At 68.4% G+C, this 25805-nt stretch carries 18 protein-coding genes; 4 read left to right on the top strand and 14 right to left on the bottom strand.

The annotated features are described in order from the left end of the window. Window positions 1–63 precede the first annotated feature (63 nt). Together IEX71_RS19935 and IEX71_RS19940 are read left to right on the top strand one after the other, a co-directional pair. A complete protein-coding gene (locus tag IEX71_RS19935; protein WP_188838840.1) occupies window positions 64–918 on the top strand; it encodes a TOMM precursor leader peptide-binding protein in 855 nt (284 codons plus the stop codon). Continuing rightward, a complete protein-coding gene (locus IEX71_RS19940; protein WP_188838841.1) occupies window positions 915–2240 on the top strand; it encodes an ABC1 kinase family protein in 1326 nt (441 codons plus the stop codon). The genes IEX71_RS19935 and IEX71_RS19940 overlap by 4 nt, the downstream gene beginning before the upstream one ends. A gap of 6 nt (window positions 2241–2246) precedes the next feature. Here the strand turns inward: IEX71_RS19940 and IEX71_RS19945 are convergent, their stop codons facing one another. The 5 genes from IEX71_RS19945 to IEX71_RS19965 are packed head-to-tail and all read right to left on the bottom strand — an operon-like array spanning window position 2247 to window position 7432. After that, window positions 2247–3035, bottom strand: a complete 789-nt coding sequence (locus tag IEX71_RS19945; RefSeq protein WP_188838842.1) for an ABC transporter ATP-binding protein — start codon at window positions 3033–3035, stop codon at window positions 2247–2249. Then, window positions 3032–4063: an ABC transporter ATP-binding protein gene (locus IEX71_RS19950; RefSeq protein WP_188838843.1), complete on the bottom strand. Its 1032-nt coding sequence runs from the start codon at window positions 4061–4063 to the stop codon at window positions 3032–3034. The genes IEX71_RS19945 and IEX71_RS19950 overlap by 4 nt, the downstream gene beginning before the upstream one ends. 8 nt (window positions 4064–4071) lie before the next feature. Beyond that, a complete protein-coding gene (locus tag IEX71_RS19955) occupies window positions 4072–4965 on the bottom strand; it encodes an ABC transporter permease (RefSeq protein ID WP_188838844.1) in 894 nt (297 codons plus the stop codon). After that, on the bottom strand, window positions 4962–5897 hold the full coding sequence (locus IEX71_RS19960; RefSeq protein ID WP_188838845.1) for an ABC transporter permease: 936 nt from the start codon (window positions 5895–5897) through the stop codon (window positions 4962–4964). Before IEX71_RS19960 ends, IEX71_RS19955 begins: the two co-directional genes overlap by 4 nt. A 32-nt stretch (window positions 5898–5929) precedes the next feature. Next, window positions 5930–7432: an ABC transporter substrate-binding protein gene (locus tag IEX71_RS19965; RefSeq protein ID WP_188838846.1), complete on the bottom strand. Its 1503-nt coding sequence runs from the start codon at window positions 7430–7432 to the stop codon at window positions 5930–5932. Between the two features lie 323 nt (window positions 7433–7755). Between IEX71_RS19965 and IEX71_RS19970 the strand changes: the two genes are divergently transcribed. Beyond that, the gene (locus IEX71_RS19970; protein ID WP_188838847.1) at window positions 7756–9309 is read left to right on the top strand and encodes a serine hydrolase domain-containing protein; all 1554 of its coding nucleotides are present in this window, start codon (window positions 7756–7758) and stop codon (window positions 9307–9309) included. A 27-nt stretch (window positions 9310–9336) separates the two neighbouring features. On the opposite strand, the gene IEX71_RS19975 is transcribed toward IEX71_RS19970, so the two are convergent. From IEX71_RS19975 to nudC, 7 genes are all read right to left on the bottom strand, one after another. After that, window positions 9337–10182 carry a GNAT family N-acetyltransferase gene (locus IEX71_RS19975; protein WP_188838848.1) on the bottom strand — a complete coding sequence of 282 codons (846 nt, stop codon included), beginning with the start codon at window positions 10180–10182 and terminating at the stop codon, window positions 9337–9339. Between the two features lie 180 nt (window positions 10183–10362). After that, window positions 10363–11967 carry a PucR family transcriptional regulator gene (locus IEX71_RS19980; RefSeq protein WP_188838849.1) on the bottom strand — a complete coding sequence of 535 codons (1605 nt, stop codon included), beginning with the start codon at window positions 11965–11967 and terminating at the stop codon, window positions 10363–10365. 307 nt (window positions 11968–12274) lie between these two features. Beyond that, entirely contained in the window at window positions 12275–12928 is a 654-nt protein-coding gene (locus IEX71_RS19985; RefSeq protein ID WP_188838850.1) for a DUF6801 domain-containing protein, read from the bottom strand. A gap of 494 nt (window positions 12929–13422) precedes the next feature. Continuing rightward, window positions 13423–13689 carry a WhiB family transcriptional regulator gene (locus IEX71_RS19990; protein WP_188839031.1) on the bottom strand — a complete coding sequence of 89 codons (267 nt, stop codon included), beginning with the start codon at window positions 13687–13689 and terminating at the stop codon, window positions 13423–13425. A gap of 294 nt (window positions 13690–13983) precedes the next feature. Then, entirely contained in the window at window positions 13984–14274 is a 291-nt protein-coding gene (locus IEX71_RS19995; RefSeq protein ID WP_188838851.1) for a hypothetical protein, read from the bottom strand. 235 nt (window positions 14275–14509) lie between these two features. Then, window positions 14510–16660, bottom strand: coding sequence for an ATP-dependent DNA helicase UvrD2 (locus tag IEX71_RS20000; RefSeq protein ID WP_229749898.1), 2151 nt, complete (start codon window positions 16658–16660; stop codon window positions 14510–14512). Then, window positions 16657–17634 (bottom strand): NAD(+) diphosphatase, encoded by a 978-nt coding sequence (gene nudC, locus IEX71_RS20005; protein ID WP_188838852.1) that lies wholly within the window; start codon window positions 17632–17634, stop codon window positions 16657–16659. Before nudC ends, IEX71_RS20000 begins: the two co-directional genes overlap by 4 nt. Before the next feature lie 41 nt (window positions 17635–17675). Between nudC and IEX71_RS20010 the strand changes: the two genes are divergently transcribed. Further along, on the top strand, window positions 17676–19046 hold the full coding sequence (locus tag IEX71_RS20010; protein WP_188838853.1) for a phosphotransferase: 1371 nt from the start codon (window positions 17676–17678) through the stop codon (window positions 19044–19046). Between the two features lie 186 nt (window positions 19047–19232). Here the strand turns inward: IEX71_RS20010 and IEX71_RS20015 are convergent, their stop codons facing one another. Both IEX71_RS20015 and IEX71_RS20020 read right to left on the bottom strand, forming a co-directional pair. Continuing rightward, complete coding sequence (locus IEX71_RS20015) at window positions 19233–22646, bottom strand: ATP-dependent helicase (protein WP_188838854.1); 3414 nt, start codon at window positions 22644–22646, stop codon at window positions 19233–19235. Further along, window positions 22643–25762, bottom strand: a complete 3120-nt coding sequence (locus IEX71_RS20020) for an ATP-dependent helicase (protein WP_188838855.1) — start codon at window positions 25760–25762, stop codon at window positions 22643–22645. Before IEX71_RS20020 ends, IEX71_RS20015 begins: the two co-directional genes overlap by 4 nt. Between the last annotated feature and the right edge of the window lie 43 nt (window positions 25763–25805).

The following is a 25805-nucleotide window of genomic DNA, read 5'->3' on the forward strand; positions in this document are numbered from 1 at the left end:
GCGTGCCCGCCCGGTAGTGGCACGGTGTCGCTTCCACGGGCACGGCCCTCGAAGGAGACACGGATGAGCGAGCAAACCGACTGGCCGCCGCCGGAGCTGCCATCGGCACTCACGGTGCGGCGGCGCAGCGCCGGATCGGTGCTCGTGACCGGCGCCGGCCCCGGCAGTTTCGTCCTCGAAGGGTTGACCGAGGCGGAGACGATCGCCGTCGTCGGCCTGACTGCCGCACTTCGAGCGCCGGGCGGCAGCAGGCCACGGCCCGCGCCGTCGGCGCGGTGGTCACGCATCCTGGACTTCATCTGCCAGGCCGCCGTGCGGCTCACACCCGCCGGCCCTGCGCAGGGACAGATCCTGGTGCTCGGCGACGGGCCGCTGCCGGAGGCGATCGCCCGGGTGCTCGAGCCGATCGTCGCCCGGGTGGTCACCGAGCCGGAGATCCTGCTCGCGCCGGACCTCGACCCTGTGCGGCGCACACCCGACCTGGTGGTGCTGCCCGCGGTCGACGCGATCGCCGCCCTCGCCGGGCGCCGATGGCACAGCCGGGAGGTGCCACAACTGCCGGTCATCGTCTCGGGCGGGCGGCTGGCCGTGGGTCCGCTCGTGCGACCCGACGCGGGCCCGTGTCTGAGCTGTCTGGACCTGCATCGCGGCGCTCGGGATCCCGCGTGGGCGCCGTGGCTGGCCTCTCGGGCGCTGCACACGGACATCGACCGGGAGCTGGACGCGCTGCCGGAGTTGCGTGCCACCGCCGCCGCACTCACCGCGCTGATCGTGCGCGGCATGCTCGACGGCCACCTGCTGCCGCCCGGGGTGAGCCTGAGCCTGGAGTGTCCGCAGCCCAGAGTTCACCATCACCTGTGGACACGACACCCATCCTGCTGCGGCGCCGCAGACACAAGGGTGACAATGAATGCATGACTGATCTGCCCCGCAAGACGGTGACGCGCGCCGCGCGACTCGCGACGTTGCCCATCGGCATCGGTGCACGTGCCGCCGTCGGGCTGGGCAAGCGCGTCGGCGGCCGCCCCGCCGAAGCGGTCACCGCGGAGTTGCAGGCGCAGACGGCAGAGCAGCTGTTCCGGGTGCTGGGCAACCTCAAGGGCGGCGCGATGAAGTTCGGCCAGTCCCTGTCGATGTTCGAAGCCGCGCTCCCCGAGGAACTGGCAGCGCCTTACCGCGCGACGTTGACCAAGCTGCAGGACACGGCGCCCGCGATGTCGACGACGTCGTTGCACGGGGTGCTCGCCGACCAGATGGGTGTGCGGTGGCGGTCGAAGTTCCGCGAGTTCGAGGACGAGCCGCGCGCCGCGGCGTCTATCGGCCAGGTCCACCACGCCGTATGGCGCGACGGCCGCGAGGTCGCGGTCAAGGTGCAATACCCCGGTGCCGCCGAAGCGCTGATGTCGGACCTCAATCAGCTGTCCCGGGTGGCCCGGATGAGCACCAGCTGGGTGCCCGGTCTCGACGTTGCACCGATCCTGCGCGAGCTGAAGGGCCGGATGGCGGAGGAGACCGACTACAGTCTCGAGGCGGCGATGCACGAGCAGTTCGCCGAGGCGTATGCCGACGACCCCGACTACCTGCTGCCCGAGGTGGTCTTCGCGACCGAGCAGGTGATCGTCAGCGACTGGATCGACGGTGTACCGCTGTCCCGGATCATCGAGTCCGGCACGCAGGCCGAGCGTGACCTGGCCGCCACACGCTATTTCGAATTCCTGGTCAGCGGACCCGAACGCGCCGGACTGCTGCATGCCGACCCGCACCCGGGCAACTTTCGGCTGCTGCCCGACGGCCGACTGGGCGTGCTCGACTTCGGAGCGGTCAACCGGCTCCCCGACGGCCTGCCGCCGGCGATGGGTGCACTGATCACCGACGCGTTGCGCGGGGACGACCTGGCGCTGCTGGACGGGCTACGCGAAGAGGGCTTCGTCAAGCGCTCGATCGACGTCGACGCGCAGGACGTGCTCGATTACCTCGGTGTGTTCCTGAAACCTTTGCGCAGCAACGAGTTCCGCTTCGACCGTGACTGGTTGCGCGGCATCTTCAATTACCTCAACGACCCACGCAACTCGACCTTCACCGTCGGCCTGCGGCTCAACCTGCCACCGAGCTACGTGATGATCCACCGCGCCTGGCTGGGCGGCATCGCGGTGTTGTGTCAGATCGGCGGCAATGTCCCTGCGCGGGAGATCTTCGACCGCTGGGTGCCCGGCGCCGAGCTGCCCAAAATCGCCGACTGACCCAGGTCACCTGCCCGCACGCGGACCACCGATCCGTGGGATCGCTGCCAGCAACGTCTTGGTGTATTCGTCACGCGGCGCGGCGAACAATTCCGCGCACGGCTGTTCCTCGACGATCTCACCCCGATAGATGACGTTCACCCGGTCGCACAGGGTGCGCACGATCGACAGGTCGTGTGAGATGAACAGGATCGACAGGCCCACCTCCTCGCGCAGGTCCGCCAGCAGATTGACGATGCCGGCCTGCACGGACACGTCGAGCGCGGCCACCGGCTCGTCCGCGACGAGGAGCTTCGGTGAGATCGACAGCGCGCGTGCGATCGCAACGCGCTGCCGCTGACCACCCGACATACCTGCGGGGCGCGACGTGAGCAGCGACGACGGCAGTCGAACCATGTCCATGAGCTCATGACATCGCTTGTCGACTGCGCTGCCTCGCAAGGCGGTGTGCCGTCGGATCATCTCCGTGAGCGTGCCGCTGATCGTCATACGTGGGTCCAGGGAGCCATAGGGATCCTGGAAGACCATCTGGACACCGCGCCGGTCCGCTCGCCTGCGACGCGCAGCGAACGGCTTGCCGTCGAACACGATGGAGCCGGAGTCGATCCGTTGCAGGCCGACCACGGCCCGGGCGAGGGTCGATTTGCCCGACCCGGACTCGCCGACCAGGCCCACGATCTGTCCGCGCCCGACCTCCAACGAAGCCGACTTCACCGCGGTCAGCGTCGTGCGGGTCTGCTTCTGCTGGAAGGTGACCACCACATCGGAGCACCGCAACAGCGGGTCGTCGCTCATCGTGCCTCCTTCGTGAGCGCGACCCGACTGACGCCCTGCTGGACCTGGTGGAGACAGTGCACCTCACGACCGCTCGAGGTCGATTTGTCGGGCACGCGTGCTTCTTCGCAGTCGTCGTGCCGGTATTCACAACGTGGTGCGAACGGGCAGCCCCGTGGTCGATCGTCGAGCGACGGTGCGCTTCCCGGGATCGAGTAGAGACGCCGGCCGATCCGGTCGACGTCGGGCGTCGACCGCAACAGCGCCTCCGTGTACGGATGCCGCGGAGCATCGAACATGTCGCGCAGATCCGCCGAACTCTCCATGACGTTGCCCGAATACAGCACGGTGACCGAGTCGCACAGCTGCGACACGACGGCGAGGTCGTGCGTCACGTAGAGAAGACCGGCATCGAGCTCGTCGCGCAGGTCGGTGAAGACGTCCAGGATCTGCTGCTGGACCGTCACGTCCAGCGCGGTCGTGGGTTCGTCGCAGAGGATCAGCTTGGGCTTGCTCGCGACCGCGGCGGCGATCATCACCCGTTGCTTCAGACCACCGGACAACTCGAATTCGTATGCGTCGACTTTGTTTTCGGCGTCGTGGATCCCGACCAGCTTCATCAGGTGTATGGCGTAGTCCCGCGCTTCCGCACGTCGCATGCGGTCCCGGCGCATCACCGCATCGACAATCTGCTCTCCTACCGGTATCACCGGATTCAGCGCGACCGACGGCTCCTGGAAGATCATCGAGATCCCGGTGCCACGCAACCGCTCGAGGCGCCGTCGCTTCGACCTCGAGGTGCCGGCGAGGTCGAACTCCGCGCCGTCGAAGGTCATCCGGCCGGACGTCACGGTCGCGTTGGGTGGCAACAGTCCGAGGAGCGCGCGCAGCGTGAGGCTCTTGCCCGAGCCGGACTCCCCCACGAGGCCGCGCGCCTCGCCATACCCGAGGCTGAACGACACGTGCTCGAGCGCATGCAGCTCGGTGCCTCCGACCTGCAACTTCACGCTCAGGTCTGCAACGTCCAGCAATGGCGCACGGTCGGTCATCTCGCTCCTCATCGTTCGATCCGCAAGGCATGGGCCAACCCGTCACCGATGAACGACAACGCGAGACTGACCCAGATCACGGCGGCAGCAGGGAAGAGCGTCAATCCGTAATAGCCGCCGGCGAGGAACTGCTGACCGTCGGACATCATCGATCCCCAGTCGGGCGTCGGCGGCACGATGCCGAGTCCGAAATAGCTCAGGGTGACGATGACCCCGACGTTCATGACGATGTCGCTCATCGCGTAGACGATGGCCTGAGTGACGACGTTCGGGGCGAAGTGCCGCAACAGGATCCGGCTCGTGGAGATGCCACCGGCCTCACAGGCCGCCACGAATTCCTTGTTACGCAGCACCATCGCCTCGCCGCGGACCAGTCGCGCGTAGGCGACCCATGACACGCAGGTGATCGCGACGAAGATGCTCCAGGCGCCGTTGCCCAGGACGAAAACCAGGGCGATGACCAGGATGAAGAACGGGAACGCGGTCACGATGTCGGCCAAGCGCATCATGATCGTGTCGATCCAACCGCCGAAATACCCTGAAACTATTCCGAATACGAGCCCGATGACGAAAGGTGCAATGACCGCGACGACGGCGATCGTCAGGTCGCTGCGGGCTCCGTAGACGACGCGCGCGAAGATGTCTCGACCCAGGTTGTCGGTGCCGAAGAGATGGTCACCGGACGGTCCGAGCAATGCATGGGCGGCGTCGGGTTCGGTGGGGCTGTGCTGCGCGAGGATTGGCGCGAACACCGCCGCGAGCACCATCAGCCCGAGCATCGAGCCACCGATCCACAACTGCAGGTTGTGCCGCCTCATCCAGCCCGGCGCCCACCCCGTGCCGCGTGCATCCACCTCCGCGCTCGGCGGGATGACGGGAAGGGTGGTCTCGCTGGCCGTCATGACAGCCTCGCTCTCGGGTCGAGCCGGGCATACACGATGTCGGTGACGAGATAGACGACCACGACGATGAGGCCGAACACCAGCGTGCAGGCCTGCACCAGCGCGTAGTCGCGGTTCAGGATCCCCGTCATCAGCATCGAGCCCATGCCGGGTATGGCGAAGACCTGCTCGATGACCAGGGCGCCGCTGGCCAGCGCACCGACCTGGATCCCCAGGATGCTGACGCCGGATATCCCGGCGTTGCGCAGCACGTACCTCCGGCGGATCGGCCCTGTTCCCAAGCCTTTCGACCGTGCGAACGTGACGTACTCGCTGCTGTAGGACTCGATCATCGCGGCACGCAAGCCGCGCACCAGCAACGGCACGATGCTCAGCGCGATGGTGAGCGCCGGCAGGACCAACGCCCATGCCCTCGAGCCGAGACTGCTCGGATATCCGCCGGCCGGGAAGATCGCGACGCGGACGCCCAGGAAGAGGATCAGCATGCTGCCGATGAAGAACGTCGGCGATCCTTGTATGACGGCGTTGAACAACCGCACGACCAGCGCCGCCGCACCATTCGGTTTGGTCGTGCTGCGCGAGGCGAGCGGGACCGAGATCAGCACCGCGAGGATCGCGCTGAACACGATGAGGACCAGCGTGACCGGGAGCCGCTGCCACATCAACGAGGTGATCGACGAGTGGTAGTAGAGCGACTGCCCGAGGTCGCCGTGCACCAACTGCCCGAGATAGTCCAGGTACTGCAGCGGGAGACTCTTGTCGAGACCCCACTGATGCCGCAGGGCGGCCACCGATGCCGCATCTGCCTTCTCCCCCAACGCTGTTCGGGCAGGATCACCCGGCGACAGGTGCATGAGGACGAACGAGATGGTGACGACACCCCATACGACAGGTACGGCAAGAAGCAGCCGTCGAACGAGCCATCGCAGCACGCGTCTCTCCTTTCAGTGTGTGGGTCGCGTGCTTACTTGGACAGCCACACCTTCTCGAGGAAGTAGTTGCCCGTGGCACCCGGCTTGAAGCCATGGACCTTGCTCGAGTACGAGTAGTTGCCGGGAACGTAGAAGAGCGGGATGTACGGCACGTTGTCGTCGATGATCTGCTGCATCTGGTCGTAGTCCTTCTTGCGGGAGGCCTGATCGGATCCGCTGCTGGCCTTGTCCGCCAACTTGTTCATCGTCGGGCTGTTGAACCAGGTGTAGAGCGTGTGTACGCCGCCGCTGAAAGTCCCTCCGAACCGGGCGATCTCGTCCGGGTCGACGATGTCCGTGGTGTAGAGCCCGAACGCCATGTCGTAGTTGCCGGCGCCCTTCGCGGAGTACAGCGCGGACGGGTCCAGACTCTTGATCTTCAGTTTGATCCCGATCTTGGCCAGCGCCGACTGGATCAGTTGGGCCTCCGCCGAGGCGTCCTGGTCGCCCGACGAGATGGTGATGGTGGTGGTGAAGCCACTCGGCACGCTCGACTTGGCGAGAGCCGCCTTCGCCGCCTTCAGGTCGAATTTCGTGGGCTTGATCGCGTCGTTGTGTGCCCAGGTCGTCGGCGACAAGTAGGGGCCGGCGAGCTTCGCCCGGTCGTAGTAGACCGACTTCAGGATCCCTTCCTTGTCGATGGCGAGCCGAATCGCCTTGCGCACGTTGACGTCGTTCAGTGGCTTGCGGCTGCCGTTCATGCCCAGGTAGTCGACCTCGCTGGACGGGAAACTGCTGAACTTCAGTCCCGGTGTCTTCGACACGGTCTTGATGCTCGAGTTCGACGGGTACTCGTTGATCTGGATCTGACCACTGGACAGTTGGGTTGCGCGGGTGTTGCTGTCCGGGACCACGTTGAACGTCACCGAGTCCAGCTTCGGAGTGCCCTTCTGCCAGTAGTCGGTGTTCTTCACGATCTTCAGCCGGCTGCCCTTGGTCCAACTGTCGAACTTGAACGGACCGGACCCGATCGGGTGTTTCGCGAACTCCTGGGCGGACTTGCCGCCGTAGTCCTTCGGCACGATCGAGTTGGCGAAAAGCGCCATGTCCGCCGGCAGCGGCGCCCAGGGCTTCGCCGTGTGGAAGACGATGGTGTGAGCATCCGGGGTGTCCATCTTGGTGATGACCGCGTCGATGAATGCGAACGGCGAGGACTTCTTCTGCACCTGCTCGATCGAGAACTTCACGTCGGCCGACGTGACCGGTCGGCCGTCGGTGAACTTCGCATCCTTGCGCAGCTGGAATGTCCAGCTCAGCTTGTCAGCCGATTGCTTCCACTTGGTCGCGAGTGACGGCTGCACACCGCTGCCGTCCTGGGCAGGAACGACCAACGTGGAGTAGATCTCCTCGATGATCCAGATCGCCGAGTTGTCGGTGGGCACCGATGGCAGCAGGGAGGTCGCCTCGTCGGCTCGAGCCATCACCAGGTCCCCACCGGACTGTGGCTTGCCGGCAGCACCGCCCGAGCCACCGGAGCCGGACGAACAGGCAGCCATGGATGCTGCTGCCACAATCGCGAAAGCGCTGATGAGAGTCTTCCTGCGGGTCATTGATCGTCAGCTCCTGTCGAACGAGGGCGAGCCGCCTCAGTCATGCTGCGGCGGTGCACTCACTGATGTCCGCCCTGGCGGGCACGAGCCACAGTAGGTCCGCGACGGGGACGTCCGAACTGGTCGCTGGAACGAAACTTGTGCTCGGATTTGGTGCAGCCGGACGGTCTTTCACAGGACTGCGCTCACTAGTTTGTGGTGTGCCGCTGACCACCCGCCGGCCACCCGGACAGACCAGGCGAGGCGTCGCCACAAGGAGTGTGCACACGATGTCGAACGAGACGATCCGCATCCCGATCGAATCCCAACTGGACGCGTTCTTCGCCCAGTACGTCGCGGCCGACACCGCCAAGGGACTGGCGTACGGCATCAGCGGACCCACAGGGCTTCGACACAGCTGCGGTTTCGGTGTCGTCTCCGACGACGGCCTGGTGCCGGACGCGAACACCGTCTTCCCGATCGCATCCATGACCAAGAGCTTCATCGCCTGCGCGGCCCTGATCGCCCGGGACCGCGGCCTGTTGTCCCTGGACGACCCGATCACGGCATACTTCCCGCAGTTCTCGGCGAGCGGTACAGCCGACGACCCTTGCGACCCACCGACATTGGGCATGCTGCTGTCGATGTCGGGCGGGCTGACCGAGGACAACTCGTGGGTCGACCCGTTCATCGACGCGAGCGAAGAGGTCCTGCTGGAGCAGGTGGCCAAGGGCTTGCGCTACAGCCATGTGCCCGGGGTGGTCTACGAGTACTCCAACCTCGGCTACACACTCGCCGGGCTCGCCGTCGGCCAGGCCGCCGGCCGCCCGATCGAGGATTTCGTGCGCGAGGAGATCTTCGTGCCATTGGGTCTGCACTCGACCTGCTTCGACAACTCGGCGCCCGGCGACGCGGACCGCGCGACCGGCTACCACCTCGACGCCGACGGCACCTGGGTCGGCTATCCACACGTCGCATCCGCCGCGTTCGCCGCGGCCGGCGGGATCATGAGCAGCATCAACGATCTCGTCATCTGGATCAGCTGGCTCGGCTCCGCGTTCCGCGCTCCACACGACGACGACCTTTCCGTGCTGAGCCGTGCGTCGCGCCGTGAGATGCAACGGCTGCACATCTTCGACGCGCCGTCGGTCACCGTCGGCGCGAACGGCTCGCTGCATCCGACGATCTCCGGGTACGGCCTGGGATTGCGTATCGACCTGGACCTGCAGCGCGGACCGATCGTCGCGCACGGCGGCGGGCTCCCGGGCTTCAGCCTCTTCATGTGCTGGCACCCCGACTCTGGCCACGGCATCGTCGCGTTGACCAACAGTCACCGCGGCAGCGCCGGCACGCTGTGCATGGAGGCGCTGAGCAAACTGCTGGCGTATGACGACACCCCGTCGGCGACGATCGTGCTGTGGCCGGAGACCGTCCAGCTGCGTCAGTCCATCGACCGGCTGGTCCGCGCCTGGGATGAGGACCTCGCGCATCAGGTATTCGCGCCGAACGTCGACTTCGACCGTCCCCTCGCCGAAAGACGCTGCGAGGTAGCGGAATTGGTCGCGCAGGTGGGCCCGCTCGGTGAGCCTCGGCCCGCCGAGGACATCGTCTCTGCCGCGACCGCCGCCGACGTCACGTGGTCGATTCCAGGTGCTCGTGGTGAGCTGCTCTGCATGATCCACCTGACTCCGGTGGAGCCCGCGCAGGTGCAGGAGTTCGTCATACAGGCAGTCCCGGCCGGCCGGCCTCGCGCGGCCGCACCGGTCGACCTCTCCCCGCGCCGTGGCAACCCGAGTGACACGACGATCTCCGCGACACGCAATGTGCGCGTCGAATTACCCTGACCTGCTTCAGAATTCGACACCGCGGAATCAGCGGGTAGTGCCGTGCGCTGGGGTCCTCTCCAAAGAGTAGAAGCCGGCACGGGCGAATCCACTGATGCTCCAACCACTGCCGATCAAGTCGGTGAGCACGTCGCGGGTCGTACGACGCCACTCCACGGCCAGATCGACGTCGCGCAGCCGGAGCGCGCCGATGTCGTCGGGCACCGCGACGCGGCAGGTCTGCGCATCCGCGGGCACCGTGATGCGGACGGGTTCCCTTGCCCGCCCGAGCTCGAGTGCGGGTGGCCCGACAGGCATGGCCGAATGATCGGGCGGCCACACTGCGAGATCCCAACGGGTCACCATCCGGTCACTACCGTGCCCGTCGTTGAGACCGTCACTCATGTCGCCGTAGAAGTCCGGCACATAGTCGATGGCACGCGCACCGAGGCGATGCAGGTTGAAATACGCGTTGCGCGCGACCAAGGGGTCATACGTCCAGCTGATCGTCGTGATGCCGTTGCCGATGGCCCAGGCCCGCTGATGCAACTTGAGCGCCACACCCACACCGCGCCCGACGTGAGTTCTCCGAACGCCCGCGATGTGCGAGTGCAGGCCGGCCTGCCCGGGCGAGGTGAAGAAGCCGACACACACGCCGACCAGCCTCGTTCCGTCGAAGGCACCGGCGACATAGTTGTCCGAGTGCAGCAGGGCGACCAGCAGACTCGCCTCGATGGGCACTCGCCCTCGCCCCGAAGCCCAGATCTGGGCCAGGAGGTCGCAGGCCTCCTGCGTCTCAGCCGATTGCAGCCGACGGACGTCGACCCCGCTGCGCCGCGCGTATGACGCCGCGACCTCTCGGGCCGCGTCGTCGAGTGCACGGTCGACGGGCATCGCCTCACACCCGCGAGTCCGGTCGGTCCCGAACGATCGTGTTCAGGCCGGCGTCGGTGCCGGGCATCACCTCGCGCCATGTGTCCGACCGGCTGCCCGTTGCTGTCACGTGAGCCAGCATCGATCATCGAACGGCGCCTGACCTCATGCGTTCAGACGAACTTCCCGGCCACCGTTGTCCTACTGGACGAACAGCTGCGCGGCCAGTCGGAACTGCATCATGAGTTGGAAACGCACTTCCGGATCATCCAGGTCGATGTCCGCGATCTGCACCAGGCGCCCGAGCCGATACCGGAAGGTGTTCTTGTGCACGTGCAGCGCCGCAGCGGCTGCAGCGACGTCACCGAAGTTGTCCAACCAGGCATGCAGGGTGTCCGCCAGCGCCGCCTGATGTTGCTCGTCATACGCACGCAGTATGGCGATGGGTCCCGACAGCGTCGTGTTCTCGTTGGCCATCAGGTCAGCCAACTGCATCAGCAGGATGTGCGACTGCAGATCGGCGGCGACCGCCACGCGTTGGGACAACGTGTCGGTCGTCCGCAGGACCCGAAGCGCCAGATCGGCCTCCCGACGGGACTCGCCCAGTGCCGCGACTCCCGCCACGGGTTTGCCGATGGCCATCACGAACTCGTCGTGCTGGGCTGCCCGCTTGACGAATCCGCCTGCGAGACGGCGTAATTGCCGCATCTTCAGACATTGATCCGCATACGTCGGAACCACTGCGTAGACGGTCTCGTCCACCACGGCCACCGCCGAGTCCGGGAGTTCGGGATGCAGCCACATCCGCAGCGCGTTCGCCAGGCGATCGAGCTGCGCCGACACCGCGGCATCGTGCGACGTGCGCTCCACCCGGATGCCGGCAGCGAGGACGCAACCGCCAGAGATGGTCCCGCGCATCCTCGCCGCTGCGCTGACGGCCTCTGGACCACCATCGATGAGGCCACTCACCAGTGCGGTACGCATCTGTCGGGAAGCATCGGTGGCGACCCGCTGACGGAGCATCGCGATGGCTGCGGTCCTGGCCGCCTCGACCATCGCGGTTGCGTGTGCACGGCTGAGCGGTTCATCGACGATGGCCCAGATGGAACCCATCACCTCGGATCCGGCCCGGACCGGCATCGCGGCACGTGGCCGGATGCCGTCGGCGATCGAAGGAACGAAGATCGGCTCGCTCGCGGCATAGAGCCGACGGAACACGCCGCCCTCGACCATCGGGTCGTTGTACCGGGCCGGCACCTGGTGACCGAGCACGCTGGCCTTGCGTGCCTCGTCGGCGTGGGCCTGGTCCGCCGAGAACGCGACGATGTGCGAGCTGACGTCTTCGATCGTCACGGGAGTGTTCAAGAGTGCGGACAAGGAGTTCGCGACTTCGAAGAGATCCAGCGCATCCGCTGCTGCGCCGGCGGAGCCGTCGCCGTGGGCGTGCCTGTCGTCGAGCATCCGCGCGACCTGCATCCACGAGGCACCACGGACCAGTCCCAGCAACGCGACGCCGCCGTACGACGCAGTGTTCTCGATCATCGGGCTGACCGGGACCGGCTCCCGAACGATCAATGCGGCCGCCTTCCGCCTCGACAGGTCCTCCAGCAGCTCGGCGATCAGCTCTTCGCCGTGAACCCCGACCCCGAGCACGACCGCACCTGCCGGCACCGCGGGTGGGTCGGCCACGTCGTAGACCACGACGCTCTGCACCGGCCGGGCGCTGTCCACGGATCCGGCTCGTGCGGTGAGCAGCGTCAGCCCGAGCCATTCGACAACCGTCCCGAGCGTGGTGTGACCAACCATCAATATCTCCCATCCGGCGCGAACGTATGACCTGCGGGGCACCGGACGGGCTGGGGAGGAAGATTTGCGTGATGCCGACCGGCGGCTACGCATGGATGGCGAGAATCATCGTCCAGTCGGGAAGATCTTTCGCCTGAGCACGAAAGACGTCTCAGGCGATGGACGGGGACGCGGTTCGGCATCCGACGCCGATGCTCGGGCCTCCGGCCCGGATCGGCACCGAATGACGCCGTGGCACGAACGAGCCCGGCGACCAGTTGGTCGCCGGGCTCGGTATTGGCCTGTTGCGGAATGCTGTGGGCTCTCGTCACTTGACCTGAATTGATGGGACGAGGTCAGCGGCCTGCCCCGTGTCGAGTGTGCACGTGACGCTGAGCCCCTGAACGATGGTGCCACCGGTCGTGGTCAGTTCGACCGTGAAGTTCCCCACGGTGCTTGTGATCGCACCGGTGCCGCTACCGGCCGTTTCCTCGACCCCCGGCCCAGAAGCGACGGTGACGATCGGGCCGCTGGCCGGAACGTCCGTCGGCGGCACGCTCAGCGAGCCGGTGCGCGCGCCTGCACCGACCACATCACCGGCCACGGCGTAGGAAGCCGCACTGGTGCCTGTCACTCTGGTGACGCCGAGCTGCCTGAGGGTGTCGGCCGACGAAGTGTCCGTGGTCACGTTGGCGGTGATGGTGGGCGCAGGGATGGAATCGCCCGGCGCGACGCTTGTCGGGGTCGTGGCCGTAATGTCAGCCGTCCACGCGAAGGGACCCTGAGGAACGTCGCCGAACGACGTGTGAGCGACAGCGTTACAGGTGTATGCCAGGTCACTCACGGCCGATTGGCCAGGCACAACACTGGCGCTGGCGGCCGGTGCGGCTGCGGCGGTGGCGATGACTGGAACTGACCAGGCTGCTCCCTTGGCCAGGGTACGGCGGGAAACCTGGGTCTTGCTGGTCTCGGTCTGAGACATGAAGCCCTCCTCGGGCAAGGTTGCGAGGTGCTGAACGGCGCCGCAGCCCACAGGTGAGATCCGGCTCACATGTTTATACCTGAGTAAGTTACCGAGACGTAGAAAAATTCAAGATTCAGTAAAGTTCTGCCCATAAAGGACTAGACAACCGTCTGGGACGGTCGACCACTTCGAGAGCTGTACGGACATGGCAAAGCCGGCCGCGGTAAGCCGCGACCGGCTTTGCGATCGGACCGCCATCACGAGGCGGCATACAGGGGTTCATCGTCGTGGTGTGGTCGGCGGGGGAAGCACACGCGTCACGTGTTTGCTTCGCCTGGTCGCCGGCTGCCCCGTCGGTGGACGCGGTCGAGTCGGTTCGACCCGCAGCAACTGAAACATGGTGGAGGCTCTTTCGGGATGGGCATCCCGGCATGACCGGTGTTGTCCTGGGACACACCGGTCATGCGGCATGCCGGTGTCATGAAGTCGAGATGTGGTGGTTCGCATGGGAATCACGCGGCCACGGTCTGCTTGCGCGGCCGGCCACGCGGCCGCTTCCGCGGAATGACGACGCCCTGGGCGAAAAGCTCGCCGCCCCAGACTCCCCACGGCTCGCCACGGTCCTTGGCTCCGGCGAGGCAGGCCTCCCGCAGCGGGCACGCGGTGCAGAGCATCTTGGCGAACTCGACGTCCTCGGGACGCTCGGCGAACCACAGCTCGGGGTCGTTCTGGTGGCAGGGCAACTGCTCGCCGCACTGACGCGAAGCTTCGTTCCTCATCTTCGGGTCAGATGCTGCGCTCTTGGCCGTCCTCCGGCCGGACTGCTCGGCCAGCTCGATCGCGTCTATGAGATCGGTCAACATCATCGGTGGCACCTCCTTGTCGCGGTGACCCCTGGTGCGGGGCCCGTTCTGCTCGGTTCGCGCGTCGTGTGCGCTGGCCGGTCGTTCCTTCGTCCTGTACTGAGACATGGAGCTCGGTCTTCCTTGTTGTGGTGGAAGCCCGCGACACAAAAAAGCCGCGGACCCTGGTGTCGGGTTCCGCGGCCTTCGATGAGGACCTTGATGTCTGAGTCAGACAGGTGGCCTCGGAAGGACGGAACGCCGGACACCGCCGGCAAACTTGGAGTTGTAGGTCGGGACGTCGCGCTTGACACCCAGATCGGTGGCGTCAACTGCGGACATGGCAATGCCGTCGACGGAGCGCTCGCGCACGACCAGACCCTTGACACTGCCGGCGGCGGACGCACTGATCCCCTGGATCCGACCACCGGCGGGAGCGAGGTGAACACTCGTCACCATCGGAAGGGCAGACGTCATCGCGGCGTGCTTGTCACACGGCTGCGTCATCTGGATGCTTTCCACGTCGAACCCCTCCTCTCGCTGTTGCGAACCTCGCCGCGCCGCCTGGACGCGCGAGCTGAACAGCCAACAGGTTACGGCGTGCATATGTACGCGAGCAACTGAATTAACGAGAATTTTTTGCGGGAATTTGGTAGCTGCCGAAAAAGCTTGCACACCAACGGGATTCGCGTCCAAAAAGCCTGGCCTCGTCAGCATTCGCGGGCTGCCGCTTCGGTCACCACGGCCGGAGTTCCACTCAGGCACTGTTCTGCGCCGTCACACACTCAGCCGCAGCCGATGCCGGATCAGCACCGTCCAGCACCGCGAGGACCGCCTCGCCATAGGTGTCGCGCTTGTGTTTGCCGACTCCGGAGATGCCGGCGAGGCCGGCGATGTCGCTGGGCCGGCGCTCGGCGATCGCGATGAGCGTGGCGTCGGTGAAGACTACGAACGCGGGCACCTTGGTCAGCGTGGCGACTTCCAGCCGCCAAGTGCGCAACGCCTCGAACTGTGCCTCGTCGTAGGTCGCCGGACAGTCCGCGCAGCGCCCGATCTTGCGCTCGGCGGCGGTGTCCAGCGTGCTGCCGCAGGTGCGACAGGTCTTGGGCTTGGCGGGCTTCTTCGGAGCGGGCCCGGACCTGGTCCTTGGTGCACTGCGAGCGCCGGGGCCGAGCACGGGCGCGGCTGCGTCGAGGAAGCGCGAGGGACGGCGGCCGGCCCGGCCGCCGGGATTGCGCGCTGCCGCCCAGCTGAGCATCAGGTGCTTGCGGGCCCGCGTCAGGCCGACATACATCAGCCGCCGCTCCTCCTCGATCGCCTGCGGACCTTCGGCGAGCGAGATGGGGATGAGGCCGTCGGAGCAACCGACGAGGAACACGGCATCCCACTCCAGCCCCTTGGCCGCGTGCAGGGACGCGAGCGTCACGCCCTCGACCGTCGGCGCGTGTTGCTCTGCGGCACGCCGATCGAGCTCGGCGACCAGCTCGCGCAGCCGGAAGCTGTCGTCCGCGCCACCGAGGTCGTCGGCCAGCTCCACGAGCGCGTTGAGGGACTGCCAGCGCTCCAGCACCGCACCACCGGACGGCCGCTGCGGTGACCACCCGGCACCGGTGACGACGTCACTGACCAGCTTGCCGAGCTCGACACTGCCGTCGTCGCTGCGCACCGCGCCGCGCAGCAGCACCATCGCCTGCTTGACCTCGGACCGCTGGAAGAACCGCTCCCCGCCGCGCACGAGGTAAGGCACGTCGGCCGCCGACAGGGCCTGCTCGATCGCCTCGCTCTGCGCGTTGATGCGGTAGAGCACTGCGATCTCGCTGGCCGGAACCCCTTGTTTCAGAAGCTTTTTCACCGACTCCGCGACGTATGCCGCCTCGGCGTCGTCGTCGGTCAGCTGCGTCAGCACCGGTGGCGGTCCGGCCTCACGCTGCGCCCGCAACTGCACGGTCTCGGCACGACGGGTGCCGGCCTGCAGGACCAGGTTCGCCAGGTCGACCACCTGTGGCGTGGATCGGTAGTTGCGCACCAGCCGGACGGTCTGGGTGCCCGGACGCCGGCTCGCGAAGTCCAGCAGGTGCCGCGGTGTCGCGCCGGTGAAGGAGTAGATGGTCTGTGCCGGGTCGCCGACGACGCACAGATCCGGTCGGTCACCGACCCATAGGTCGAGCAACGCCTGCTGCGCGGCGTTGACGTCCTGGTATTCGTCGACCACGAAGTGGCGGTATTGGCCACGCACCGTCGCCGCGATGTCGTCGCGCTCGGCCAGCACCCCGGCCATCAACAGCAGCACGTCCTCGAAGTCGATGACGCCGCGTGCTGACTTGACCTCTTCGTAGGTCTCCCACAGCCGGGCCATCGCGGTGAGGTCGAGCTCGGCAGGCGACCGCCCGGCCTTGGCGGCGGCCGCGCGGTAGGTCTCCGGCGTCAACATGGACACCTTGGCCCACTCGATCTCGCCGGCCAGGTCACGGATCACGACGCGGTCCAGCTCCAGCCGCAACCGAGCGCCGGCCTCGCCGACCGCCGGTGCCTTGTGCTTGAGAATCTGGGGCAAGGGGCCGCCAATCGCCTGCGGCCAGAAATATTGCAGCTGGCGCAAGGCCGCCGCGTGGAAGGTCCGTGCCTGCACCGCGGGCAGGCCGAGCCCGCGCAACCGGGTGCGCATCTCCCCCGCCGCCCGTGCGGTGAACGTCACCGCGAGCACCCGATCGGGTCGGTAGGCGCCCGCGTGCACGCCATAGGCGATCCGGTGGGTGATCGCCCTCGTCTTGCCCGTCCCAGCACCGGCGAGCACGCACATCGGGCCGAGCGGGTTGCTCGCGACCTGCCGCTGCTCCGGATCCAGTCCGGCCAGGACCTCGTCAGCGCTCGCCATACCTCCGGTCGTGCCTCCGTCCTCGATCGTCATACGCGCCGCAACAACGATCCGTCGTCGGGCTGGTCGATCGGTGCGCCGTACCAGTGCTCGATGAGGTGCCGGGCGATCGACAACCGCGGCGAAAGGTGGACCTCGCCGGCCGCGACGGCATCGGCCAGCTCGGCACGGGTGAACCAGCGGGCCGCGGCGATCTCCTCCGGGTCGAGGGTCAGCTCGGTCGTGGTGGCGCGGCAGGTGAAACCGACCATCAGCGAGGCCGGGAACGGCCACGGCTGATCACCGAGGAACCGCACGTCGGTGACGGACACACCTACCTCCTCCATGACCTCGCGGGCGACGGCGGTCTCGAGTGACTCGCCGGGCTCCACGAAACCAGCCAGCACCGACATCCCGTTGCTGGCGAAATTGCGACCGCGGCCGAGCAGCAACCTGTCGTCGGCGTCGACGACCGACATGATGACCGCCGGGTCGGTGCGCGGGTAATGGTCTCGTCCACAGTTGTCGCAGTGCCGCACCCAGCCCGCCTCGGTCACCTGCGTCTCCCGGCCGCACTTGGAGCAGAAACCGTTGACCGCGTGCCAGCGGCCGATGCCGGTGGCGGTGACCGCGATCGGCACGTCGTCAGCGTGCAACCGCATGCCGAGGTAGCGCAGTCCCTGCGCGGGCACCTCGTCGACCACCCCGCGAAGTTCTCCTCCGCTGCGCTCCCCCGATTCTTCACGGGGACCCGGGTCGTCCCGCAGCACCGCAAGAACCTCCCGGCCACCGACCTCGCCGAGATAGACCAGCAACTCGTCGCGGTCGTCCTCGCGGGGTTTGCGGAAGTGGAGGCGGTCGCCGTCGCCGGTGTTGGGAAGTCTGTCGCCATAGACGTCCAGGACGGCGGTGGACGGCCGGGTGAGCAAGGACGTGATCAGGTCGGGGTCGCGCCGCCGCAGCGAGCGGCGGTCGAGGGTAGAGCTGTCGAGGACGAGATCGAAACCAGTTTGCGAAGCTGCGGGCACGCCATCCAGGTTATGCGGTCGCTTCGGCTTACCGTGGGGCCGTGCTCCGCAGTCCGTTGAACCTCGCCGCCCTAGCGACCGCCGCCGTCCCGCATTTCCGGCCGGCGACCGTCCAGGGCACCTCGACAGCGCACGACGATCGCTTCCAGGTCGCCTTCGTGACCACCGCCGACGGCAAGGAATGGGTCGTGCGCGCCGGCCGCAGCACCGCGGCCGGAGCGCAGATGGAGCAGTCCGACGGCTTGTTGCGCCTGCTGGCCTCTCGCGTGCCGTTCGCCGTGCCGCGTATCGAGGGCACCGCCGTCGCCGACGACGGCACCGTCGTGTCCGTGCAGACCCGGCTGCCCGGCAACCCGCTCGTATGGCGGGACCTGCGCGCCGGCTCTCCCGTCGCGCGCAGCATCGGCCGAGCGCTGGCAGCGGTCCACGACACCGACCCGCGTGCGGTGGAGGAGGCCGGGCTGCCGGGTTACGACGCCGACGCCTACCGCGCCCGTCGACTCGCAACCCTCGACCGCGCCGCCGCCACCGGGCACGTGCCCTCCGGACTGCTGTCCCGATGGGAGCGTGCGTTGGAGGAGATCGCGCTCTGGAAGTTCGCCACCTGCACGGTGCACGGCCCGCTCGAGGGCTCGCACGTGCTGGTCGACGGCGACGAGGTAGTCGCGATGACCGGCTGGGAGCAGGCCGGAGTGTCCGATCCGGCCGCTGACTTCGCGGTGCTGTCGGTGCTTGCCGAGCCGGCGGCGTTCGACACCGTCCTCGAGTCGTATGCCGGCGCGCGGCGCGACTCCCTCGACCCCCACCTGGAGCGCCGGGTCCGACTGGCCGCCGAGTTGCAACGCGTCAACGCGCTGATGGATGCGGTCACCAGCAACGACAGCGAGCTCGTGGCCCGGCGCAGCGCGGCACTGCGCCGGCTGGACGAGTCCATGCAGGACGACGAATCGCTGCTGCCACCGGCGCCCGGTCGCCGCAATATGCCGCAGGTCGCGGCGCAGGAACCGACGCCCGCTGTCGATCCCGACGACATCGAGGTCGTGGAGTTCCAGGACGCCGGCTCGGACGACGAGACGGTCGAGATCCCGGTCAGCCCGCGCGACAAGGCCGCGGCGGACTCATCGGACCCTTCCGACGACGAGGCCGCGCACGAGCCGGAGCAGTCCAGTTATCCGATCGACGAGGACTCAACCGACGGCGCCGCTGACGACGAGTCGGAGGACAAGGCAGCCGAGGACGGGACTGGCGAGGACGGGACTGGCGAGGACGGGACTGGCGAGGACGGGACTGGCGAGGACGGGACTGGCGAGGACGGGACTGGCGAGGACGGGACTGGCGAGGACGGGGAGGCGGAGGCCACGGGCAACGACTCGCGGCCGCGCGATGGGAAGCCCGACGCGTCGCGGAATTGAAGAACGACCGTCGTCCCAAACTCACCGGACATGTCACCAAACCCGTCACGACGTGACGACCGTCGTCCCAAAATCACCGGACATGTCACCAAACCCGTCACGACGTGACGACCGTCGTCCCCAAATCACCGGACATGTCACCAAACCCGTCACGACGTGACGACCGTCGTCCCCAAATCACCGGACTCAGCCGGGGATCTGCCGCAACAACTCCGCGATCGCGTCGTCGGCAGGCAGCTCCGGCCACACTGTGTCGCCCGTCGCCGCGAAATAGAACGCCGCGTCGACCCGATCGGTGGGCACGTCGCGCAACCGGGCGAAGGCAAGCCGGTATGCCGCCAACTGCAACGCCCGCACCCGCATCGCGGCCCCGGACGGCCGAGCGCCGGTCTTCCAGTCGACGACGACGAATCCGCCGTCATCGCGGCCGGAGGCCGCATCGTCGAACACAGGCGGACGGCGTGACGGCGAGGAACGAGTCGTCACGCCGTCACGCGGGAACACCGCGTCGATGCGGCCACGCACCGAGATGCCGTCGATCCAGGTCTCGACCGACACCTCGATCTCGATCGGTGTCCGCGAAGCCCATTCGGAGGCGAGGAAGCGCTCCTTCAACATCTCCAGGTCCGCACCGTCGTCGGCGCCCTCGTCGGCCGCGCCCGGCAGCTCCACGACATCGACCAGCGCCGCTTGTGCGTAGTGCTGCTCGATCCAGGCGTGGAACGCCGTGCCGCGCCGGGCTGCCGGCGCCGGTGGTGACGGCATGGGCCGGCGCAACCGACTGATGAACTCCACCGGGTCGTCCGCCAGGGACACGACCGCCGATGCCGACAGGTGGCGTGGCAGCTGCACCGTGCCGGCGCCACGGGTGCGCGCACGGTCCCGCTCCCGTAGCAGCAGCTCGATCTCCTGCTCCCGGTCGTCCAGCGGCAGTGCTCCCTGGCTCGCGTCTGCGGTCAGCGCGGCCGAGACCCGCGCGACACCGTCGGCGAGATCGGCCCGTCGGCCGGCCATCGGGTCGGTGGGCCAGCTGACCGTCGCGTCCTCGCCGGCCCGCGGGTCGGGCACCTTCGTCTCCCCCGGCTCCGGCTCGGGGAGCGACTCCCAGCTGTCCTGCCGCACCAGCCCGGAGTCGACGAGCTCGGCCAGGTAGCGCGAGGTGATGCGGGGTGTCGACGCCGTCGCCCACACCGACGCCGTGAGCAACAGCTCCGAACGGGCGCGGGTGAAGGCGACATACGCGAGCCGGCGTTCTTCGTCGAGACCGTGCACGCCTGCGGCGGCCTTGAATTCGGCGATCGCGTCACGCAACTCGCGCGCGTCGGTCGCTTCGGCCCAGCGCAACTCGGGCAACCCGTCGGCGTCCCCGCGCAGGTCGAACGGCAGCCCGTCGAGTCCACCGATCCACTCGGTCGCGTTGATCGCCCACGACGAAGGGTCACCCGGGACTCCCTTGGGGCTGATCTTCCAGCCGAGGTAGTCAGCGCTCCAGCTGGTCTGCCCGGAGTGGTCCGGGAAGGTGCCCTCGACCAGCCCGGGCACCGCCACGAGATCCCACTCGAGTCCCTTGGCGGCGTGCACCGTCAGCACCTGTATGGCGCGCGGCTCCGCCTCGAGGTATGGCCGGTCGAGCCCGCGCTCCTCCCGCTCTGCAGCGGCGAGCCAGGCAAGGAATCCACCGAGCGTCGGCCGATCCGATGAAGCGGCGAAACCCGCTGCCACCTCTGCAAATCCGTCAAGGTGGACCCGTGCGGTCTCCGGCGTCTGGCCGGGTCGGGCAAGGACCTCGATGTCGAGCGCGAGGGCGCGCTCGGCCTCGACGACCAGCTCGCTCAGCGGGAGTCCGGTCATCGAACGCAGCCGGCGGATCTCGTCGCGCAGCCCAGCGAGTCGCTCCAGCGCGAGGGCGCTGATGCGCTGGCCTGCGGAACCGGCCCAGTCGGCGTCGGGCAACTCCTCCAGCGCCTCGATGATCGACGGCCGGTCGCGGGTCTCGGCCGAGATGTCCTGCTGAGCGCGCTCGTCACCTGTCGGCTTCGGCCGGTCTCGGCGCTCCAGGTCGCGCGCCCATTCGCCCAGCCCGTCCAGGTCGGCCGCGCCCAGGCGCATCAGCGGCCCGGTGAGCAACCGCATCAGCTGATCGCCGCGAGTCGGATCCTGCACTGCCCACAGCAAACTCACGATGTCGGCAACCTCCGGCGTGGTCAGCAGGCCACCGACACCCACCACCTCGACGGGCAGGTCGCGCTCGCGCAGCGCCTCGACCACCGCCGTGAACTGCGACCGCTTGCGGCACAGCACGGCAGCGGTCCGCTTCGTCCACTCGCCGTCGGCGTCGGTATGCCGCTCGGCAACCCACTGCGCGATGTATGCCGCCTCCGACTCCTGGTCGGCAAGGCGGGCCGCCGTGACAGCTCCGGCACCCGCACCGGGCCGTGGCTGCAGGGTCGCGACCGGCACAGCGCTGGCCGCCCGTAACGGTGAGGCCGCACGGTTGGCCGCCGCCAGGATCGTGCTGTCGTTGCGCCAGCTACGTGACAGCTGAAGGACGTTCGCCGGCCCGGCGCTGTCGGCGAACAGCCTCGGGAAGCTGCCCAGGGTGGTCGCACTCGCACCACGCCAGCCGTAGATCGACTGGTGCGGGTCACCGACCGCTGTCACCCGGACGTCCGTGCCGCGGACCTCGTCCGAGCCGGCATACAAGGAGCGCAGCAACACCATCTGGGCCTCGCTGGTGTCCTGGAACTCGTCCAACAGCACCGCGCGGAAGCGACCGCGCTCCAACGCGCTGAGCGCCGGGAACGACTGCGCCAGCTGCGCCGCGAGCGCCATCTGATCGGCGAAGTCGAGCGCGGACCGCTGCCGTTTGAGCTGCAGGTAGCGCGCCACGATCGGCACGACCTGCCGTCGGGCGGTCAACGCCGCGGCGACTGCCTTCATGTCTCCCCCGGTCACCTTCGTGGCGCCGACCGGCGGCAATTCGGCTGTGTCCGTGAGGTATTGGTCGAGATAGCCGATGAGATCGTCGACACCGACGAGATGCTCGGCGAGCTCTCCGGCCAGGCTCACCACCGCGGTGGTGACGTTGCCCGAGGTGTTGGTCACCTGGTCCATCGGACCGTCGTAGCCGAGCACCGCCTCCGAGGCGAGTTGCCAGGCAGCGGCCTCGGACAGCAGTCGGGACTCGGGTTCGATGCCGAGACGCAGGCCGTGCTCGCCGACCAGCCGGCCGGCGTAGGAGTGGTAGGTCTGCACCGTGGGCAGCTCGGCCAGCGCGGGGGTGCCGTCCTCGCTGGTCGGCAGCCAGATCCCCTCGCGGCGCAACCGGCGCAACCGGAGGCCGATGCGTTCGGCGAGTTGGCCGGCGGCCTTGCGGGTGAAGGTCAGCCCCAGCACCTGGTCGGGCTCGACATGGCCGTTGGCCACCAACCACACCACACGCGCCGCCATCGTCTCGGTCTTGCCCGAACCGGCCCCGGCCACCACCAGAAGGGGTTTGTCCGGTGGCGCCTCGGTTACCGCGATCTGCTCGTCGGTGGGAGTCGGCAGGCCAAGCGCCTCCGCGAGATCGATTGCGGCATACAGCTTTTCGCCGATCACAGGCGACCTCCTTCGGAGTGCAGCGGACAGCTGTTGATCACCGGGCAGGTGCGACACCGCTTGTTGATCTCAGCGGTGAAGGTGGCGCCGGACATGCCATCGGCGGTCTCGGCAAGCAGGTCGTAGGCCCACTGCGGGTCCTCCTGCTCGGCGAGCGGCGCCTGCACCTGGGTCGCGGCTCGCTTGCCGCCCGCCTTGCCGATCTGCACGAGTGCGGCTCCGCCGGAGACGGTGCTCGCTTCGAAACCGCCCTCGGCGACCGCGACCTGGTAGGCGCCCAGCTGCGGGTTGGTCGGCAGGTCTGCGGCGGGAGGTTTGGAGGAGCCGGTCTTGAGGTCGATGATGCGGATCTCGTCGGCACGTTGCTCAATGCGGTCGACCCGGCCGGTCAGCCGAGCGCGTCCGACGAGCACGGAGAAGTCGATCTCGACCCCGACGGGCCGCCAGCCCTGCGCCTTCGCCTCATCGAGATAACCGGTCAGCCGCTCCAGCATCTGGTGTGCGGTCACGCGCTTCTGCGCCGACACCCAGGTGTCCCCGAGCCCGAGCCGTGGCCACCGCTCGTCGAGGGCGGCGGCCATCGCCTCGGGGTCGTCGTCGGCGAACTCTTGCGCGACCTCGTGCACCAACGTGCCGAGCGCCGCCGCGCCGACGTCGGGACCATCGCCGCCGGCTGTCGTCAGGAGCCAGTTGAGCGAGCAGGTGCCGAAGCTCTCCACCCGCGACGGCGACACCTGCACGAGCTGGTCGGGCGCCCGCAACGGACGGTCGTCGCTCAGCTCGCGCAGCGCCCACCACTGCGCCGGGTCCGCGCCCCGCACCCCTGCTCCGGCGAGCGTGGCCAGTTGTGCAGCCGCTTGGCCGCGGGCCTCGTCGTCACCGACCGCCAGCTCGCGGCGCAGCTCCGCCACGACCGCCGGCAGCGTGGTCGGCCTGGCGACCTCGGTGAAGTCGCGCAGCTTGTCGGGATCGTCGGTCAGGTCCAGCGGATCGACCACGTCGAGGTATGCCGACGGCTGCTCGTCCTCGTTGCGCACCGCCGTCACCAGCAGTCGCTCGGTGGCTCGGGTGACCGCGACGAGGAACTGGCGCGTCTCGTCGTACCGGACGGCGGTCTGGGCCGCACGCCACGAGTCGCCACGGCTGGCCAGCACGTCGACCAGCCGCTCGGACCCGAGCAGCGAACCGCGCAGCCGCAGGTCCGGCCAGACGCCTTCCTGGACGCCCGCGACGACCACGAACTCCCACTCACGACCGGCGGCGGCCTGCGGAGTCAACAACGCCACGGTCGCGTCGTCCGGTGCGGCAGCGACCAGCCGGTCACCGGGCACGTCCTGGCCACGGATGTGTTCCAGGAAGTCCAGCGGTGCCGCGCCGGGCAGGCGGTCGACATACGCGGCGGCGTCGGAGAACAACGCGACGATGGCATCCAGCCGGCTGTCGGCACGGGCTCCGTCACGACCACCCGCGAGCGCCCTGGCCTGCCAGTCGCCGGCCAGCCCGCTGGCCTCCCACATTGCCCACAGCACCGTCTCGGCGGTCGCGCCCGGTGCGACGGCCGCTTCGCGTCCCGCCCGTATGACGCCCGCGACCCGCAGCGCGGGGGTCGCGACCGGGCCCAGCAACTCCAGCCACGGCAGCCCGATGACGGAGGCGGCGAGCAACTCGTCGGAGGACCGCGAACCGTCCGAACCCAGCTCCTCGGCACGCAACGCCCGCCGCAGCCGGCGCATCGCCACGGCGTCCGCGCCACCCAACGGAGAGGTCAGCACGTCGGCGGCGAGCTCCGGACTCATCGGATCGGGGTCATCGGTCAGCAGCTTGCCGATGGTCTCCAGCAGCGCGAGGAACGGACGCACGGCCGGCTCCTCGCGCAGCGGCACCACGGTGGGTGGCGAGTTGACCGGCACACCTGCGGTGCCGAGCGCACGACGCAACGACCCGGCACGGCCCTGCCCGCGCACGATGACCGCCATCTGGGACCAGGCCAGTCCGTCCAGCAGGTGCGCCCGCCGCAACTGTGCCGCGATGTGGGCCGCCTCCTGCGGAGCCGACCGCAACAGCGCGACATCGACGCGTCCGCCGGGTCGCGACGCCACCACCCGATGCTCCGCCCCGGCGACCGCGCCGATGCGCTCGGCGACCCGCTCGGCCACCTCGCGCACCGCCAGTGGCTGGCGATGTCCGGCCGGCAGCGTCACGCGGTCAGGTGCACCGAAGTGGTCACCGAGTGCACCGAACATCAGCGGGTCTGCGCCCCGGAAGCTCTGTACGGCGGCGTCGGGGTCCCCGATCAGCACCACTCGCGTGTCGGGTGCGACGACCAACCGCAGCAGGCGCGCGGCCGCCCGGGTGAGCTCCTGCGCGTCGTCGACCACGACGACCCGGATCGCCCGCTGCACCCGATCACGCGCGTCGGGATCAGTCTCCAGGAGATCGGCGGCGGCGCTGAGGATCCACGCGGGGTCGAACGCGCCGGGCCGCGAAAGCGCTGTCACCTGGTCGTATTCGTCGAGCACCCGCGCTGCGGCTTCCCACTCGGGGTGCTCGTGCCGGCGCCCGAGCTCGGCGAGCTCCGCAGCGGTCAGCCCCCACTCCACCGCGCGCATCAGCAGGTCGCGCAGCTCGTTGCGAAAGCCCCTGGTCGGCAACGCGTTGTGCACGAACTCCGGCCACCCCGGCGGTATGCCGTCACCGGCCTCGTGACCGGCCAGCAACTCACGCAGCACCACGTCCTGCTCCGGCCCGCTGAGCAACCGTGGCGCCGGCTCACCTTCCAGCGCCGCAGCCTGCCGGAGGATGCCGAAACCGAGCGCCTGGTGGGTGCGGGCCAGCGGCTCGGTGGAGGTCCGCTGCAACCGGGCGGTGACCCGGTCGCGCAGCTCCGCTGCCGCGAGCCGGGTCGGGGCCAGCAGCAGGCAGGCGTCCGGGCGGATGCCGCGCTCCACCGCCGCCACGACACATTCGACCGCGAGCGTCGTCTTGCCGGTGCCGGGTGCGCCGATCACGACGGACGCCCGCTGGGTGCTGTCGCGCACCGCCTGCTGCACGTCGTCCAGGACCGGCGGACTGGCCGTCAGGTCCGGCGGTCGTCGTAGCTCCAGCACGTGGCTCATCCCATCACGCGCGACCGACATACGCCTTCATCGACCGGCATAC

It is taken from the genome of Flexivirga endophytica (genome assembly GCF_014640635.1).
Lineage (GTDB): Bacteria > Actinomycetota > Actinomycetes > Actinomycetales > Dermatophilaceae > Flexivirga > Flexivirga endophytica.

Excerpts from the sequence above, each read along its gene's own strand:
- IEX71_RS19955 (WP_188838844.1), bottom strand. The coding sequence starts at position 4,965 with ATGACGGCCAGCGAGACCACCCTTCCCGTCATCCCGCCGAGCGCGGAG.
- IEX71_RS20020 (WP_188838855.1), bottom strand. The coding sequence starts at position 25,762 with ATGAGCCACGTGCTGGAGCTACGACGACCGCCGGACCTGACGGCCAGT.
- IEX71_RS20000 (WP_229749898.1), bottom strand. The coding sequence starts at position 16,660 with ATGACGATCGAGGACGGAGGCACGACCGGAGGTATGGCGAGCGCTGAC.
- IEX71_RS19970 (WP_188838847.1), top strand. The coding sequence starts at position 7,756 with ATGTCGAACGAGACGATCCGCATCCCGATCGAATCCCAACTGGACGCG.
- IEX71_RS19965 (WP_188838846.1), bottom strand. The coding sequence starts at position 7,432 with ATGGCTGCCTGTTCGTCCGGCTCCGGTGGCTCGGGCGGTGCTGCCGGC.
- IEX71_RS19945 (WP_188838842.1), bottom strand. The coding sequence starts at position 3,035 with ATGAGCGACGACCCGCTGTTGCGGTGCTCCGATGTGGTGGTCACCTTC.
- IEX71_RS19975 (WP_188838848.1), bottom strand. The coding sequence starts at position 10,182 with ATGCCCGTCGACCGTGCACTCGACGACGCGGCCCGAGAGGTCGCGGCG.
- IEX71_RS19985 (WP_188838850.1), bottom strand. The coding sequence starts at position 12,928 with ATGTCTCAGACCGAGACCAGCAAGACCCAGGTTTCCCGCCGTACCCTG.
- IEX71_RS19990 (WP_188839031.1), bottom strand. The coding sequence starts at position 13,689 with ATGAGGAACGAAGCTTCGCGTCAGTGCGGCGAGCAGTTGCCCTGCCAC.
- IEX71_RS19940 (WP_188838841.1), top strand. The coding sequence starts at position 915 with ATGACTGATCTGCCCCGCAAGACGGTGACGCGCGCCGCGCGACTCGCG.
- IEX71_RS19935 (WP_188838840.1), top strand. The coding sequence starts at position 64 with ATGAGCGAGCAAACCGACTGGCCGCCGCCGGAGCTGCCATCGGCACTC.
- IEX71_RS19980 (WP_188838849.1), bottom strand. The coding sequence starts at position 11,967 with ATGGTTGGTCACACCACGCTCGGGACGGTTGTCGAATGGCTCGGGCTG.
- IEX71_RS19950 (WP_188838843.1), bottom strand. The coding sequence starts at position 4,063 with ATGACCGACCGTGCGCCATTGCTGGACGTTGCAGACCTGAGCGTGAAG.